The organism is Paenibacillus sp. TSM33 (genome assembly GCF_056099025.1).
This window is the reverse complement of sequence record NZ_JBLZXB010000010.1, coordinates 190,527-209,041: the sequence shown is the minus strand read 5'-3', so window position 1 is coordinate 209,041 and position 18,515 is coordinate 190,527. Positions and strand designations below refer to the sequence as shown.

The window sequence follows — 18,515 nt, the reverse complement described above, 5'->3', positions numbered from 1 at the left end:
GTTTAAACAAGTGACATACGCTGTCTATATGTCTTGCTTTTATTAAGAGTCTGTAAGCAACTCTGTTTTAGCTTTTTCAATTGCTTCGTCACGGCTCTGTACTTCCATTTTTGAGTATATGGTCGAAATATAGTTTCGAACCGTTCCTTCAGATAAGTGAACCTTGCTTGCAATTGCTTTATAACGATGTCCTTCAGTTAAACAATGCAGAATTTCCAACTCCCGCTCTGTCAGTCCATAAGGATTCTTCATCGTCCCTGTCATTTGCTGAAACAGTGTACTTGCTACTTCTTGGGTTATCATCGTTCCTCCGCGATGCACTAGCCGTATCGTATTAGCCAGCTCTCTTGGATCAATTGATTTTAGTACATAACCTTCAGCACCCAAAGCAAGTGATTTCGTAGCATACGAAATGTCATCAAAGGTTGTGATCATAATTACACGTATGTTAGGCCAGCTTTCTTTAATTAACTTCGTTGCAGTAATACCGTCCATCTGGGGCATATGTACATCCATTAATATAACGTCTGGCGGATCGCTGGCACATCTATCTACAGCAACGTTTCCATCTTCTGCCGTTTGAATTTGAAAATCAGGTTCGTTTTTGAGCAACAGGCCTAAACTGTCCCGAATGAGTAATTGATCATCCACCAACAATACCTTGATCTCTGGATTGCTAATATCTGTATCCTGAAGCAATGGTATAGAACAGGTCACAATCGTTCCTTCGTCTTGTTTGGAATGGAGGTATAGCTTGCCTTGAAGAGACGAAAGCCGCTCTTTCATTCCTGAAAGACCATACCCGAACTTAATTTCGTCACTTCCCTTTCCATTGTCCTGCACCTGCAAAATGATCTGGTTACGGTCGTAGTGAAGAAGCACCTGAATAGAATTGGCATGTCCGTGTCGACTGGCATTAGTCAATAGTTCTTGTAAACAGCGGTACAAGGTCAGTTTTGACTGTTTGATGACAGGAAGCGGCTCCCCCATCGTTCTGAACACAACACGAATGGCAGTATTCTTTTTGAATTCATTAATGATATTTAGCAAGGATAGATCCAAAGAGGGATCTTCCTCCATAGGGTCCATCTGATGAACTTGCTTTCGGATATCTTCGAGCCCTGTTCGACCAAGTTGAAGAACAGACTGCAATCTTTCAATCCCCTCTTTAGAAGAGATATAAGGACGTAATGTTTCCATACCTAAGATAATGGAAGTGAACGTATGACCAATCGAGTCATGAAGCTCACGTGACATGCGGTATCTTTCTTCCAATAGTGTCATTTGTTCGACCTGAGTCGAATACTGCTCAAGGGTTTGATACTGTTTTTTTATTAATTCGAGTTTTTGCTTAATCCGATCTATAGAACGAAATGCCATTTGTAATCCAAAACCAATACCGTATACAAACGAAGCATCCACTAGGTTCTGGAATACGTCCTCTATCGTCCAATGAAACGCCCCTCTTCCTCCCAGACAAAACATCGCCAACGCAAGAGGAAAAGTGACCACATGTGAACGGCCGCGGCTATAAAACGAAATCGTAAAAACAGCTGGCAAAAATAGCCGGACAAGCTCATATTGATGAGCAAATAGCAAAGAAATTCCACCCACTAGAAATACTTCAGCTAACAAATACCAGAGATAATGACTTCGATCAATGAATAAAGGTAATGAATAGCAAACGAGAACAGAGATAAATACAACAGTGAAAGGGAAAGATGGGCGGTCTTGATACGATAGCAAAACAAAGCAAATCAACCACAAGATTCGGAATACAGCAACAATCCATTCCTGCCAAGACCAGCGCATATTGCATCCAAGCATGTAAGTACCCCATTCTTCTTAAATTAAGGTAATTTTTTCAATCTTTTCATATCATAACAAGGTCATGACATTTTGTCACTAGGGGGTATGACTGCACTCCTGATACTTTATAGACAATCAAACTGTTGGCGGGGAGGGAATCGTTGTTGTCACTATTACAGATTCGTCATTTAAGTAAAAAGATTGGGAAGAAAACCATTGTTGAAGGACTGTCCTTGGATGTAAAGGCGGGGGAAATCATGGGTCTTGTTGGCCCAAATGGAGCGGGCAAGACGACCACTATTCGGATGATCGTGGGGTTAAGTTCAAAATCAGGAGGCCAGGTATTTATCCACGGCCAAGATATCGACCGCTCCTTTGAAAAGGCAATGAGACATGTTGGAGTTATCGTCGAAAATCCAGATCTGTACAAATATTTATCCGGCTATGACAATCTGATTCATTTCTCAAGAATGTCTCCAGGGGTTTCTTCGGAACGTATTCAGGAAGTAATCTCGCTCGTCGGACTTGAGGACAGCATTGATAAGAAAGTGGGAACTTACTCTCTAGGAATGAAGCAGCGACTGGGATTAGCCGTTGTACTAGCCCATAAACCTTCCTTACTTGTGCTTGACGAGCCTACCAATGGTTTAGACCCAGCAGGAATAAGAGAGCTTCGGGAACATTTAATTAATCTGTCTCAAAAAGAAGGCGTTGGTGTTCTTATTTCTAGCCATCTTATGGCTGAAATGGAACTGATGTGTGATCAGGTAGCGATTTTAAATAAGGGAAAACTGATTGGTATCCATAATGTAGCTGAGATGATGGATAATCGGCTTGCTCCTGTTCGTTTTGAAGTAGACCGACCCGAATTGGCTCTTCCGGTATTCCAGTCCATGCTGGCGGGGAAAGAAATTATTGCAGATCAACAAACTCTACAAGTTGACATTACGAAAGATCAAATTCCGGGTATTACAAAAAAACTCATGGATACGGGGGTGAACATATACAGCGTTCAGATTACGAAACAAACACTTGAGGATAAATTCATTGAAATCACAGGGGGAATTGAAAAGTGATTCAGTTAATTCGCAATGAAAATATGAAGATTTATAAGCGTAAACGTACCTGGTTTATCATCATACTGCTTATTTTGTATGTATTAATCCAGATGGCCAATTTAAAAAGTTCTGGTATGACTGAGTACAATGAAGGCTGGAAAACACTCTTACAGCATGAAAATTCAAAGCTAACGAGAGATGCAGCAAAGTCAGACGCTCTACCCATTGAGAAAAAAATGGCAGCAGAAAAAATTTTGATGAATCAGTATTATTTGGACCATAACATTTCTCCTCAATCCAATGCTTGGAGTTTTACAGTGAGTCAATCCCGAAATTTAATTGTAGGTATCTCTCTTTTAGCTCTTATCGTGGCTGGCGATATTGTAGCCTCTGAGTTTTCTGCCGGTACAATCAAATTTTTACTGACACGTTCAGCTACACGCTCAAAAATTTATTTTTCTAAATATATTGCAACTCTCTTGTTTGGGATATTTTTGGTTCTGCTCACTTTTCTGGCTGCTATATTTTTCGGTGGATTAATGTTTGGCTTTAAGGGGATCGGCGATCCCTACTTATTCGTCAAGGATCAAACCATTCAGCAGGCAGATATGATTCAAGCCTTGTTAGGAGGGTTTTTATTTAATATACCTTTCATGGTTATCGTGTTGACATTTGCATTTATGATTTCTGCAGCATTTCGCAGTGTTACATTTTCTATTGTGTTCTCTATGCTGGCAGCTATAGCAGGATTCGTCTTGAGTATCACCATGAATGGATGGCCTTGGACAAAATACTTTGTGTTTTCCAGTACAGATCTCAATCCTTATTTTTTTGGAACGACGCCAGTGGAAGGAATGACTCTAGGCTTCTCACTGTTCCTCCTTCTACTTCATCTGGTCGCTATGCATCTCGTTTCATATCCTATTTTTACAAAACGGGATGTAATCTAAATCTATACTAACTATTCTGAAATGGAGTGATTGAAATGAAATGGCTCACTACTTTAGTGATGATCTCAATGTTACTGTTAACTGCAGCCTGTTCATCCAAACCTGCAACATCTTTAAACAAGGAACTTGAATTATCATCTGCAGGTATTTCCAGCTTAGTTTTAGATAATAGCAACGGTCAAATTGAAATTGTCGGAAACAAGAATACAGATAAAATACAAGCCAGTGTCGTTGCTAATGGCAGCAACATGGATAAGCTAAAATTAAGTCTGGAGGGAAAAGATGGTGTAGCTACTCTTAATACTTTTTTCGAGGGACAATTCATGTCAACAGGTCCCCAAACAGTTGATGTCAAGCTAACCATTCCGGAAAAAATGAAACTAGAAATTAAACATCCGCATAGAGATGGAGATATTCAAGTAACGAATTTAGCCTCAGATGTAAGCATTGAAAATGTGAATGGTAATATCACACTTAAAGATATCGGTGGAGCCATTGATTTAACCAACAGAGATGGTGGGATTACTATTCAGAATAGCTCATCCGATGTCAATATTGAGAATGTAAACGGACATATTCAAGCAGATAAAATAGGGGGTACTGCATATATTGAGTTAGGTGACGGCTCTCTGGATATTGATCAAGTTGCAAAAGATGTTGTCATTATTCAGAGCGGCAATGGAAAAGTAAGCATCGGTGATGTGAAGGGAAAAGTGACTCAAAGCAAAAAATAACTGAAAGACCAAAAGGCCAACATATGTTGGCCTTTCCATTAACATCAGGTCCTTCAATCACATCATGAGCGGAAATTCAGTTTATAATGCGGATACTCTTTCTTTTTCACCTACGCTATGAAGGACTGGTTCGGCATTTTGACTGAAAAAGTTACGTAATGCTTTGTTCTTATGAGCCATGATGCCCATCACCAGAGCAACTATTCCCGAAGCCAGTGGAAGGTATACCCAATGAATTCTATCCAATAGTATCCCGTACAACCCGATACCGAGCGGAGTTGCTAGCATAGTAATCGAGCTGATTACACCAAACACCCCGGCTCTGATATGTTCTGGAGTATACAGCTGCACATAAGATATCATGGGAACATTGCTCATTGAATTAAAGAATCCGGTTACTGCCAAAATCATAATGAAGATGAACGTCATCTGTATCAGGCTTCCTGATGTTGAGGGAAACAATAATGGGAAACACCATGTTAGGAATAAGATCGCTTGAAGCTGAAACAGGATAAATATTTTGGTAATAACAAATTGATGTACTTTCCGACGTGAAACCACAATGGCTCCCACAATGACTCCTACGAACCAGGCTCCTTGAATAACAGACAGTTGCTGAGCTGAAAGTTGAAGTTCCTGATAAGTCACATACGGCAGTACCACCTGGACTAATGGGGCGAGCATAAAATTGATACCGACAAAGATGACAAGTAAATACATTATGGCTTTTTGCTTGTTTATATACGCAAACACGTCTTTTACGCTGTCTAAATAACTTGAGGATACCGTTTGTTCATCAGACTTCCTGAATTGTAACCATAGTTGCATTAATCCAGCCGAAATAAATGTTATTCCGTTAATCATCACTATTGTTTCCAAGCCCCAAGCTCGATAAGTAATTGCACCCAGGATCGGGCCCAGTACATTTATGATTGCTCCTATACTTTGATAGGAAGAGTTTACGCTATGAACGTTTTCTCTTTCCACTAAGTTAGGAATTGAAGCATTCAGCGTTAGGAACGTAAATGATTGAATTAAGCTTAATATAACGGAAAACACGGCAAGCAACATAACATTGGTTGAATCCAACAAGAAAATGGGTAAAAAGATTAGTAGCGCTATTCCGCTTAATATCTCGGTAATGACAAGCACTTTTTTCTTATTACTCCGGTCTATAACTACACCTGCAAAAATATTAACAAATACTCCGGGCAGAATGGACAAGCCTAACACCATTGAAAATACAGTGGCCGACCCAGTGATATCCAAAATATATAGACTTAAAGCAAACTTAAAAATCGAACTTCCTAGCTCCGATATAAGCCTAGTCACAGAAAAAATAAATAGGTTCCGGCGAGCATAAAACGAAAATTCCTTTGGCTGATTCATGAGATCCCCCTATTCGGTTAGGGCAAGAGTTACAGAACGGTTGCCCAGCGTCTTTCCAATTGCTCCAAGGCACTTTGTAAATGATTCCGTACTATACTTTCGTCTTCTGAAAAAGGTACAGTTAGTGCCACAAACAGATTAGACTCGCTATCATGCCAAACTTCGCATAAAATTCGCGTTCTTCCTTCAACATTGACATTACCCAGATCCACCGTTTGTAGGAGTTGATGCTCACTTCTCAGCTCACCAAGGAAATTAAATACAATCGGCATTCTATCCAAAGCCTGCTGCAAGTATCTCCCAGATAAAGGATAATCGTTCTGTACATCCGGGTTATACATTAAGTTAGCAAAGCTGATATTATGTTCAGCTGCCCATTGAACACTTTGGCGAACCTGCTGTTCTAGAGATACAAGGTTTTGGTCTAAATTAGTTAGTATCGGGATATGATCCACAAATTCACCAACAACATCATAGTAACGCTTCTCTCCAAAGCTTCGACCATATTGCGTTACCCAAATTGGAACCTGACTAAGCTCGAAATACATTTTACAAAAAGTAGTGAATATAAAGAATGCGATCTCCCATTGACTTGTGTTGTCCAAGTGAACTGCTCTCTCGGAAGATTTCAAATCCCAGATAACGGTTGTATGCCCCTCAAGTACTGCTTTTTGACCCACAAAATCGGTTATACGACCAATTGCACGATCAAACTTATCCAGACTATAGGTAGTTACTAGTTCCAAGTCGTCAACACCCTGAGGTCCTTCCATAATATGAGCTGTAAAATCAGAGTAACGATTTTTGCTCCCTTCAGGCGTTTCCTTTCCAGCTCGAACACATTCATAATAAGTGTTGAACTGGTGCTTAATAATCTCACTGCTCATAAAGTCAAAGATCGAGTGCGAAAAAGGTAATATAAGCAGGTAGTCTTTCAGATTCTTTTTCACAATCAATATCCGATATAAAAGTGAATTGCTCAATTCATGCTTTTTGTAAAAATAAGGCCAGATGATATTATTCAGAATCACTTGCTGTGTATCTTCGTCATACATAGAGATATCCACCAGTGGTACAGGAAGATGATTCGGTGCTTCCCTTACTTGCCATTGCAATTCTCCGTTTTCTTCACACAGCGTACTTCTCATCAAATCTTGATCTCGAATAATCTGCAGAATCGCTTCTTCCACATACTCCATGTTCATATGTTTTTCTAGCGGAATAATCGTGCCAGAAATATCACTGTGTTGGAGATGGTAGCGTTGTGTTGGAGAAACTGCCAGTCTCTCGATCACTCCTGGGCTTAGAATAGCTTTGGAGAAAACGTCCAAATCATTGTCAATTCTTTCTGTCCATATGCTCTTAATGTCTTCAAGATTGACCTTTTCTAGTCTCAGGGTTTCTTCTCCATGCCAAGTGATGTAATGAGGCTGGACTGATTCATCGCAATTCATGTCCAACAGTTCCATAATCTCTTTTTCGAAAGAAATGGCTCCCTCTTCTAAATGCAGAACAATATAAGATTTTCCATTGAATTGCTCTTGTTGTATCCATCCCTTAACGTTCAGCTTTTGATGTAGCAACGCTATAATCTGATCAAATTGTTGGGCAAGTACAGAATGGTTCTCTTCCATTCTTTCCACATGTAGTGCCAACTCTCTGACCGTAGGGTATTGATAGATACTGCTCAACCGTAATTCACTACTCAAAATCCCCTGTAACCGAGATGCAAGCTGAATAGCCGTTAAAGAATGTCCTCCCAGTTCAAAGAAATTGTCGTCGATACCCACATGTTCAACACCAAGTACACTCATCCAGATCTCGACTAATTCCTTTTCCAGCTCGCTGCTGGGCTCTACATATTCTGTTCCGGTACCAAACTCCAGCTCAATTTCTAATAGCATACGACGATTAATCTTACCACTCGACGTGAGCGGCATCTGATCCAAGAATACAAAATAAGCTGGAATCATATACTCTGGAACTGAGACAGATAGATTTTGTCGCAACATTGCCGTTGTCACATGAGGTTCGGCAACAAGATACGCACCCAAACTAGGCGTCCCCGTTCGGTCATCAGCACGAGCAAGCACTGCCGCTGCCCGAACTCCATCATGTGCAAGCAAAGCCGCCTCAATCTCACCCAGTTCGATCCGATACCCGCGGATTTTCACCTGATGATCGATTCTGCCCATATATTCGATATTTCCATCCGGCAACCATCTGGCCAGATCTCCTGTTCGGTACATCCGTCCTCCCGGCTCGTATGGATCTTCTACGAATTTCTCTTCCGTCAATTCCTCCCGGTTGACATATCCTCGCGCTACACAGTCGCCCCCAATATGCAGTTCCCCCGGTATCCCTATCGGTTGCAAACGGTCCTTCTTGTCCAAAACGTACAATTTTACGTTATCAATCGGCTTCCCGATCGGAATGCTCTCCGGTTCATGCTCGGCAGGACAGTCATAATACGCCACCTCCACGGTCGCTTCCGTTGGGCCATACAGATTATGCAGCGTGGCACCGCCGCCTCCTATCAGGCGGTTAAACCGACGAACATGCTCTGTCATCAGCGCTTCTCCGCTGGCAAATACACGTCTTACACTGTGCATTTTCCCCGCAGCTCCGCTGTGTTCCATGTATTCCAGAAACGCTCCCAGCATCGACGGCACAAAATGCAATGCCGTTACCCGGTTAGCCTCAACCGTTTCAGCTATTGTTGCCGGGTCCTTCTCTCCTCCTGGCTCCAAAAAGCATACCGTTGCCCCTTGGATGGCCCACGAGAATAATTCCCACAACGATACATCAAAGGTATACGGTGTCTTTTGCAGGATCACATCCTCCGCTCCAAATGGAATCCGCTTTTGCATCCAGTGCAGACGATTGATCAGCGAGGCATGCTCAATCATGACTCCTTTGGGCTTACCCGTAGACCCCGAGGTGTAAATCACATATACCAAATCCGTCGAGCGATTGATCGATTCCAGATTCTTTTCTCTTCCTGTTTGCTCCTTTTTCTGTACCAGCATATCTTCGATAGCGATCAGTTCCCGGGTTGTTCCATGACAACGAAGCTGCTCCGCTAACTCTTGCTGGGTCAATAAAATGGATGCTCCACTGTCCTCCAGCATGAACGCCAGTCGTTCTTCAGGATCCTCTGGATTCAGCGGCAGATAAGCTCCACCTGCTTTCAAGATTCCTAGTAGCCCGATAATCATCTCCAACGATCGGTGAACCGCGATCCCCACCACACGATCAGGTCCTACTCCTTTTTCCCGCAGCACATGAGCCAACCGATTCGCTTGGGCATTCAGCTCCTGATACGTTAGTTGCCGTCCTTTATAAAGGGCTGCCGGATGTTCCGGTGTTCGTTCCACCTGCTCCTCAAACAATTGATGGATTGTCTTCTCTCGCGGATAGATCGCCGTCGTATTGTTAAATTCATTCAAAATCACTTCTTTCTCCGGTAAAGAAGTTACTTCAATCGAGGATATACTCATCTCTGGATTATCCACGATTTGTCGGACTACGCCATTTAAATGATTTTTTATACGTTCCACAAATTCTCTACTTAAGGTATCAGCGTTGTACAGAAATTTAATGTTCAGTTCTTCTTTCAGGGAAACAATAAGATTAAAGTCATAGTTTGTCTGTTCATAAAAGGCCATATCTCGCACGTGAATTTTCAGATTGTGCTTCTGCAGCGCCTCTTCTTCGCCATACTCAGGGTAATTTTCAAACACAATAATATGATCTAGCAGGCTTTGCTTCAGTGTAGATATGGATTGAATGTCTGCTAACGATGTGTACTCATACTTAACCGATTCAATGGAGCTTTGTTGAGCTCTCTTGGCCATTTCAATGAAGCTTTCATTCTCCTCGCCATAAATTCGCACGGGAATCGTATTAATGAAAATACCTACCATGCTCTCAATGTCCGGGATTACTGGCGGTCGCCCTGAAACGACTGCTCCAAATACTACATCGTTGGTATTGTTATATCTTTGAAGCAATGCCCCCCACATGGATTGGAACAACGTGTTGACCGTAATCCGATTATGAGATGCAATCTCTGTTAATCGTCGTGTCAGTGTTTGGTCTAACGAAAATTCCAGCTGACTCGTCCGGTAACCACTTTCTTTAGCCTGCAATTTGGACGTCTTTGGTATAACTGCACATTGCGTATATCCATCCAAAGCCTGTTTCCAATATTGCATGGACTCCTCTTTGTCCTGCTTTTCCAGCCAACGAATATAAGTTGAATAAGCAGGGGCTGTTTCAGACTTAAGCGGTCTACCATCTTTCAATTCTAGATACATGCTCATAAAATCGTGGTAGACAATTCCTACGCACCATCCATCCATAATCATATGATGGAAGGTCCACATCATAAGGAACTTATCAGGAGTTGTTCTTAATACATTTATACGTATTAGTGCCTCATTGGATAAATCAAATCCACGCAGAAGATCTTGTTTTTTGTAATCCTCTAGATAAGCGGTAATTTCTTGCTCATTCATCCCGGTAAGGTCATAAAACCGAAACTCTGCATGTTGATGTTTACGCACTACTTGCCGAGGTTCACGTATACCGGTAAACACAAAATTCGTACGCAATACTTCATATTTTGCCAACAATTCTTGAAAACTCTGTTCCAGAAGTTCCTGCTGTAGTTCTCCTTCCATTTCAATCGCCACTTGTTCAACATAAGCTGTAGTTTCTGGCTCCATCATGTAATGGAACAGCATTCCCTGCTGCATAGGTGTTAACGGGTAAATATGCTCTACCTGTTCAGTCCCACCAAACTGTGTGAGAATCTGATCTAATTCAGGAATAGAGAGAGTATGGTCTTGGTAATCAGATGGTGTGAGAACCTTCTGTGAAATGTTTGTACAGTGATTAATTAACATTTTTAAATGCTCAATATACATAAGGGATAATTGTTCAATAGCATGGTCTTCATGCTCGCCGCGAATATATCCAAATTCAAGTAACAGTTGGTCTTGGGAAACAATACTGTTGATGTCCAGTGTAAAATGGCTTTCTGCCCCTTCACCAACAGAACGTCCAGGAGATAACGGTGATGATTCAAAGCTTCCCTCTTGCGTACCCTCCATAAATTGACCCAGATAATTAAAACTGATTTGTGGCTGTATGTTAAAATCTAAATCTTGAATATGCTCCACATCGGTCAAATACTTCAGAACTCCGTATCCAATCCCTCGATTAGGGATATGCCGAATCATTTCCTTAGTTCGCCGAATAACAGATGAAATATCTTCACTATCCCTCATATCCAGCACAACAGGAAACATCGAAGTAAACCAGCCTATGGTTCGAGTAACATCAATCTCCTCCATAATCTCTTCCCTGCCATGTCCTTCAAGATTAATAGCGAAGATTTTACTACCCGCCCATTGCTTAATAGCCAATCCAAGTGCTGATAACAATAAGTCATTAATTTCGGTATTATAAGCCTGATGAGCAGTCCCAAGCAGTAGCTGTGTATCTTGCTTGTCCAACCGGACAGCTATACTCGTTCTTTCTTTTTTCACTCCACCCTCTTCAGTAACTGCTCTCTTCTGAGGAAATGGAGACTCACATTGAACACCTTCAATTTGCTGCCAATATGCCTTCTCCTTTAGTAAAGCCCGACTATTCGAATACTCTGCAAGCCGGTCAGACCAATACTGAAAAGAGTCCGTTTTATCCGGCAAAGTGATAGTCTCACCTTGTAATGCCTGGGTATATGCGCTCTCCAAATCCTCTAATAAGATTCGCCAGGAGACTCCATCAATAACTAGATGGTGAATAGCAATCAGCAAATGCTGACCTTGATCTGTTTGGAACAAGCCAACCCGGATCATCTCGCCTGCTCTTAAGTCCATGGTAGCCTGTAGCCGACTAGCCTCTTCCTCAATCTTGCTTTCAGCATCGTTATTTCCTTGTAGATTATAAATATTTAAATGAAGAGGCTTTAACTGCGTTTCCATATGGTATTGGCTAACAGAACTCTGACCGATCTCATACACCATTCGTAGGGCATCATGGTGAATAATAATATTCTCCAAAGCAGTTTTTAGGGCTTCTTCATCAAACACACCACTAGTAAACAACATAACCGCTTGATTAAAATGGTTCCGATCATCCTGTACATTTTCGAAGAACCATTTTTGGATTGGAGTTAGCTGTACCTCACCTGTTACCGCCTTCTGGTCAATGATTCTGGAACGACGTTGGACATATGGTGCTACTTGCTGAACAGTAGGGTGCTGAAATATGTCCTTCATATCCAGCTTTAATCCCTCTTGACTCAACCTTGCGATAACTTGAATGGCCTTAATAGAGTCTCCTCCAAGGTCAAAAAAACTGTGACTAATTCCAATTCCCTCTTGTCCCAGTACGCCTTCCCAAATTTTGATCAACTTCTCTTCCGTAGGGCTTGTCGGTGGTTCATACAGCGTGCTTAAGTCTAAGTTGATATGAGGCTCTGGCAATTTCTTCTGATCCACCTTGCCATTAGCGTTCAGCGGCAAACTGTCAAGCAGTATTAAGCTGGATGGCAACATGTAATCTGGTAAATACTTCGCCAAGTAACGGCGAATAGCTGAAGTATTTAATTCCCCGTCTGTCACCATATATGCAGAAATACGATTTTGGCCGGATTGATCCGGTTTAGCTACAACTATTGCCTCTTTAATGCGTTCATGGGATAGTAGTTGATTTTCAATTTCTCCAAGCTCTATACGGAACCCCCTAATTTTCACCAGATGATCTTGGCGGCCTACAAATTCAATATTTCCATCTGGAAGCCATTTTGCAATATCACCTGTTTTGTACATTTTCTCGCCTGGATTAAATGGATTGTCTATAAACTTTTCGTTTGTAAAATCAGGTAGATTCAAATAACCCTGGGATAGTGCATCCCCTGATATACAAAGCTCCCCTGGTATACCAATAGGCTGAAGTTTGAGATTTTTATCTAGAATATACACAGTAGTACCTGTAATCGGGGCTCCAATCGGAATGGTACCTTTCCGTTCATGAATCTGATCGACACCATAACAGGTAGCAAAGACCGTGCTTTCGGTAGGACCGTACATGTGCAGCATTTTATGGGGTCCAATATGTTCAAACAACTTGCTCACATGCGGTAGCGAAACCCGCTCTCCACCAAAAAGTACTTTACGAATTGTAGTAAAACATTCAATGTTTGTTTCTATCAACGTGTTAAACAAAGCAGTAGTAATAAAAAATACTGAGACATTTTCATTTCGAATTAAGGAAGACAGTTTTTCTGGATTCAGCATGTTCTCTTTACGTAAGAGAACCAGCTTAGAACCATTGACCAGAGCGCCAAATATATCGAAGACTGACCCATCAAAGGCATAGTTGGATAACTGCAAGAGAATATCCTGTTCCGTAAGATCGATATAATTGGAATTTTTAATCAATCTCCCCACATTATAATGCATGGTCAGATTCCCTTTTGGTTTACCTGTTGAGCCAGAGGTGTATAGCACATATGCCAAATCATCCGATTCATTCACATAAGGTAAGTTAATAGAATCTGAATCCTTGACGATAGTATCGAGCTGATCCAAATCAAGGATTTCCCCTGCAAACCCGTCTGCTCCTGCCTCTTTCATGAAAGTTGACTCAGTCAGAACACGATGGGAAGCCAATAATAGCTTTATCTTGCAATCGTATAGCATCATACTAATTCGCTCCGCAGGATAATCTGGTGCCAGAGGAACATACGCACCCCCAGCCTTTAAAATCCCTAGGATTCCGACTATCATTTCAAAAGATCGCTCTACCATCATGCCAACAAGCGTATTAGCCTGTACTCCTTTTTCTCTAAGCACTCTGGCAAGCTGATTCGCTTTATCGTTTAACTCGCTGTAAGTCCATTGTTGTTCCTCAAACGATACCGCGACACGCTCCGGCGTCTTCGCTACCTGCTCTTCAAAGAGCTGATGCAGCAATTTTCGGTTCTCTTTCTCGTTAGAAGCGGGTACCGTATTAAATTTCGTTAACAAAATCTCTTCTTCGGATACAGTTACCATGTTTACGTCGCCAATCCGGACATCCGCAGAGTCCACAATAGTCTGTAAAATCTGCAAATAATGCTTCGACATTCTCTCAATACTTTCTTTGTGAAACAGCTTATTACAATAATCAATTCGAAAAGAGAGTCCCTCTTGATCCGCTTCTGCTGTTAACGTTAAATCAACTTTGGCTATGCCAGCTTCAACAGAATACGGTGATATGGATATCCCGTCAGCTTGAAGGCTTACCGAATCGGTATTTTCTAGAGAGAACATCGTATCAAACAGAGGATTTCGGCTCAAATCCCTGTGAAGTTCGAGCTTATCTACAAGATCTTCTATTGGATAATCCTGATGTTCGAAAGCTTCCAGGCTGCTTCTTTGCACCTCCAGTAAAAATTGCTTGAGCGTTTTGTCAGCAGCTGGACGGTTGCGCAGCACTAGTGTGTTAACGAACATCCCCATAATATTTTCTAAATCTGTATGATTACGACCTGCTATTGGAGACCCTACCACGATATCTTCCTGGCCTGAATACTTATGCAGCAACACGTTGTAAGCCGATAGCAGTACCATAAATAAAGTGGTCCGATTTTCTGCAACAAATTGCTGTAGACTTTCACGAAGTGTCTTATCAGCTTGAAAAGAATACCGGTCACCTTCAAAGCTCTGTACTTGAGGTCTCGTGAAATCAGTTGGTAGATTAAGGACAGGAAGCTCATCCGAAAACAAGTCTAGCCAGTATTGTTCCTGCTTAATCAAGTGTCCTTCTTTGATCCACTCACTATTCCAAACGGCGTAATCTTTATATTGAATACGCAATGGTGGCAGTGAGTTCCCGTGATACAATGTCGTGAAATCATTAGCCAAAACGCTCATGGAAACACCATCTGCAACAATATGGTGCATATCTACCATCAAAATATGCCTATTGTCCGAAATACGCACCAGCTTCGCCCGCAACAACGGAGCCTGACCTAAGTTAAACGGTCTTACGAACGTTTTGAATATCGCTTGAATCTGTTTGTCCTGTGCTTCTATTCCGATATCATCAGCCTGTTGAAAACTCAGTTGAAATGGAACCTCACTATGAATTTTTTGTACTGGCTCCTCTGTGCCCCACTCAAATGATGTCCGCAATGCCTCATGCCTATCTATTAGATCCCTGAACACTCGCTCCAGCCGCTGGATGTCCAGTTCTCCCTCCATCAGTAAGGCAAAGGGCATATTGTATGCTGTTTCTGCTCCTTCAAACTGATGTAAAATCATTTGTCTCTTTTGAACGGATGTCACTGGATAAGAATCGCGTAGCTCGGCAGGAGCAATATCCATCATCGTCCCAGCTGCAACCTCTGGTCCGCAGATCAAAACACTCATTTCTTCGATGGTCGGATGTGCAAAAATATCACGGAGTGGAATTTCAACTTGCAGCAACTTATTGATTCGAGACATAAGTCGAGTCGCCGTTAGTGAATGTCCACCCAGTTCAAAAAAGTTGTCATGTATACCGATGGAGGATATGTCCAGCAACTTCTCCCAAATCTCGGCTAGTTTTCTTTCCGTTTCGTTTCTTGGTGCAACATAGCTGGTGGCTCGCATCCCATGATCTGGTTCGGGTAGCGCTTTACGGTTAACCTTGCCACTGGACAGGTGCGGCATAACATCTAGCCGAACGAAATGACTTGGCACCATGTAATCCGGTATGAGTGCCTTCAAGTGCGCCCTTAAAATAGATGTGTTCAAACCTTCTCCGCTTTCGAAATATGCGCATAAATATTTACCACCATCTCGATCATCAAGGGCAAGTACTGTAGCCGCCTTGACACCTTCGTACGCGAGTAAGGCCGCTTCAATCTCACCCAGTTCGATCCGGTAGCCCCGAATTTTCACCTGATGGTCGATCCGACCCATATATTCAATGTTTCCATCCGGCAGCCATCTCGCCAAGTCTCCCGTCCGGTACATCCGTCCCTCTGACGTATATGGATCTTCTACGAACTTCTCCTCCGTCAGTTCTTTCCGATTCACATATCCTCGGGCTACGCAGTCCCCTCCAATATGCAGTTCGCCTGGTACGCCTATTGGCTGCAATCGGTCTTTATAGTCCAAAATATACAATTTCACGTTGTCAATCGGCTTCCCGATTGGAATGCTCTCCGGTTCCTGTTCCCCAGGACAGTCGTAATACGCCACCTCTACCGTCGCTTCCGTCGGTCCATACAGGTTGTGCAGCGTGGCTCCTTCGGCTCCCAGCAAACGGTTAAATCGGCGGACATGCTCTGTCATCAGCGCTTCCCCGCTGGCAAATACTCGCCGTACACTCCGCATTTTCCCGGCGGCTCCGCTGTGCTCGATATACTCCAGGAACGCTCCCAGCATGGATGGCACAAAATGGATCGCTGTTACTCCGTTGGCCTCCACCGTTTCGGCTATCGTTGCCGGGTCTTTCTCGCCTCCCGGCTCCAAAAAGCATACTGTCGCTCCCTGAATCGCCCACGAGAACAGCTCCCACAACGATACGTCAAAGGTGTAGGGCGTTTTTTGCAGGATCACATCCTCCGCTCCAAACGGAATTCGTTGTTCCATCCAGTGCAGACGGTTGATCAGTGAGGCGTGCTCAATCATGACCCCCTTCGGCTTGCCGGTGGAGCCTGACGTATAGATCACGTACACCAAATCGTTCGAGCGGTTAACGGGTTCCGGGTTCTTCTCGCATTCTTCTCCTGTAAGCTCCATCCCCTCCATCAGCAGATCTTCGATAGCGATCAGCTCGCGATTGGCTCCGTGCGGATGAAGGCGGTCCAACTGATCCCGCTGGGTCAGCAGGATAGATGCCCCGCTATCCTCCAGCATGAATCCCAGCCGTTCTTCCGGGTCCTCTGGATGTAGCGGCAGATACGCCCCGCCTGCCTTCAAAATCCCCAGCAGACCAACGATCATCTCCAGCGATCGATGAACTGCGATGCCCACCATCTGGTCGGGCCCGATCCCTTTCGTCCGCAGGACGTGAGCCACCCGATTCGCTTGGGCATTCAGCTCCCGGTACGTCAATTGCCGATCTTTGTATAGGGCTGCCGGATGTTCCGGTGTTCGCTCTACCTGCTCCTCAAACAATTTATGAATCGTCTTCTCCCTTGGATAAGGCGCAGCCGTCCCGTTGAATTTCTTCAAAATCAATTCTTTTTCTTCTGGCAGAATAATATCTATTTCGTTCAAAACAACATCAGCAGATGAAACCACAGTGCGGGCGATTTCTTCAACGTGTCGACCTAATCGATCTATATATGCTGGTTCGTATAATAGACCGTTATAGCTGAATTTCATCCGCAGTTTCTCACCGGGGACAACGTTAAGATTGAAGGAATAATTAGTTTGTTCAAAGCCAGCCATCTCCGAAACCGCTAAACTGTTTTCGTCCGCGTGATCGGAGGCTTCCTCCATACCCGGGAAGTTTTCAAAAGCCAAAATATGGTGTATCAGATTACTCTTCAACAAACTCCCCGCCTGAATATCAGCAAGAGGCACATAATGGTGCTCTCCCGCCTCCATAACCGAATGTTGTACATGCTGGACGAATTCCGAAAAAGCAAGATGATCCTCTTCACTTGATATACGCACTGGAATAGTATTGATAAATAGGCCCACCATATTTTCTGCTCCCGGAATATCTGACGGACGACCGGAAACGACAGAGCCAAATACCACGTCGCGGGTGTTGTTGTATTTCATCAATAGCAAACCCCAGATAGAGTGAAACAATGTACTCAAAGTAACCTTGAGTTCTTTGGCCAGTGATTCCAACTGACCAGTTAATTGCGAATCAAAGCTAAAGATTTGCTGCTGTGGATCGTAGTCAACGTGGCTCCCTTTACCAATCGTAGGCAAGATGCTCTGCTGTTCAAAACCATCCAAATATCGCTCCCAAAACGTAAGCGCTGTATCTGTATCCTGCTTGTCCAACCATTTGAGGTATTTTTCATAAGAAGGAGCTTCCCCTAGCTGAACTGGCTCATTTTTTTTCAATGATGTGTAGATCTGGAACCATTCTTTCAGAACGATTTCTAAGCACCATCCATCCATAATGATGTGATGAAAGCTAACGATCAGCTTATATACATCTGACGCACATTGCAATATGGAGACCCGGAATAACTCATCCCGGGTGATATCAAATCCGTTGGTCTTATCACGTTGAACAAACTGTTCTATATAGGCCACCTGATCAGATTGCGTTAGTGAAGAAATGTCCTCAAAGTGAATTGATGGATGCTTCTGCCGAAATACGATCAATTTAGGCTCTTCAATATTGATGTGAAAAACATTGCTGCGCAATATCTCATGGCGCTCAAATAGAACAGAAAGACTTCGATCCAGAAGCTCTACCTCGAGTAAACCGTTCAAGGTAAGACTCACTTGTTCAAAATAGGCGTACGAAGTTTGATCTAGCAGGCTATGGAACAAGATTCCTTGTTGCATCGGGGTTAATCGGAATATACTTTGAATTTGCAGATCTTTACTCATAAT

Annotated in this window: 6 protein-coding genes; 3 read left to right on the top strand and 3 right to left on the bottom strand. The window is 42.8% G+C overall.

Annotation, left to right across the window (positions count from 1 at the left end; translation table 11 throughout):
• Nucleotides 1-42: 42 nt before the first annotated feature.
• The gene (locus tag ACN6NF_RS04865) at nucleotides 43-1,827 is read right to left on the bottom strand and encodes a response regulator (RefSeq protein ID WP_474315640.1); all 1,785 of its coding nucleotides are present in this window, start codon (nucleotides 1,825-1,827) and stop codon (nucleotides 43-45) included.
• Nucleotides 1,828-1,973: 146 nt separating this feature from the next.
• Between ACN6NF_RS04865 and ACN6NF_RS04860 the strand changes: the two genes are divergently transcribed.
• From ACN6NF_RS04860 to ACN6NF_RS04850, 3 genes are read left to right on the top strand one after another with little or no spacing between them, the layout of a single operon-like run.
• Nucleotides 1,974-2,885, top strand: coding sequence for an ABC transporter ATP-binding protein (locus ACN6NF_RS04860; RefSeq protein ID WP_474315639.1), 912 nt, complete (start codon nucleotides 1,974-1,976; stop codon nucleotides 2,883-2,885).
• Nucleotides 2,882-3,817, top strand: a complete 936-nt coding sequence (locus tag ACN6NF_RS04855; protein ID WP_474315638.1) for an ABC transporter permease — start codon at nucleotides 2,882-2,884, stop codon at nucleotides 3,815-3,817. The genes ACN6NF_RS04860 and ACN6NF_RS04855 overlap by 4 nt, the downstream gene beginning before the upstream one ends.
• 35 nt (nucleotides 3,818-3,852) lie before the next feature.
• On the top strand, nucleotides 3,853-4,551 hold the full coding sequence (locus ACN6NF_RS04850) for a DUF4097 family beta strand repeat-containing protein (protein WP_474315636.1): 699 nt from the start codon (nucleotides 3,853-3,855) through the stop codon (nucleotides 4,549-4,551).
• 81 nt (nucleotides 4,552-4,632) lie between these two features.
• On the opposite strand, the gene ACN6NF_RS04845 is transcribed toward ACN6NF_RS04850, so the two are convergent.
• Both ACN6NF_RS04845 and ACN6NF_RS04840 read right to left on the bottom strand, forming a co-directional pair.
• Nucleotides 4,633-5,940, bottom strand: coding sequence for an MFS transporter (locus ACN6NF_RS04845; RefSeq protein ID WP_474315634.1), 1,308 nt, complete (start codon nucleotides 5,938-5,940; stop codon nucleotides 4,633-4,635).
• A gap of 29 nt (nucleotides 5,941-5,969) precedes the next feature.
• A complete protein-coding gene (locus ACN6NF_RS04840; RefSeq protein WP_474315632.1) occupies nucleotides 5,970-18,512 on the bottom strand; it encodes an amino acid adenylation domain-containing protein in 12,543 nt (4,180 codons plus the stop codon).
• Nucleotides 18,513-18,515 lie beyond the last annotated feature (3 nt).

Excerpts from the sequence above, each read along its gene's own strand:
- ACN6NF_RS04865 (WP_474315640.1), bottom strand. The coding sequence starts at position 1,827 with ATGCTTGGATGCAATATGCGCTGGTCTTGGCAGGAATGGATTGTTGCT.
- ACN6NF_RS04850 (WP_474315636.1), top strand. The coding sequence starts at position 3,853 with ATGAAATGGCTCACTACTTTAGTGATGATCTCAATGTTACTGTTAACT.
- ACN6NF_RS04845 (WP_474315634.1), bottom strand. The coding sequence starts at position 5,940 with ATGAATCAGCCAAAGGAATTTTCGTTTTATGCTCGCCGGAACCTATTT.
- ACN6NF_RS04840 (WP_474315632.1), bottom strand. The coding sequence starts at position 18,512 with ATGAGTAAAGATCTGCAAATTCAAAGTATATTCCGATTAACCCCGATG.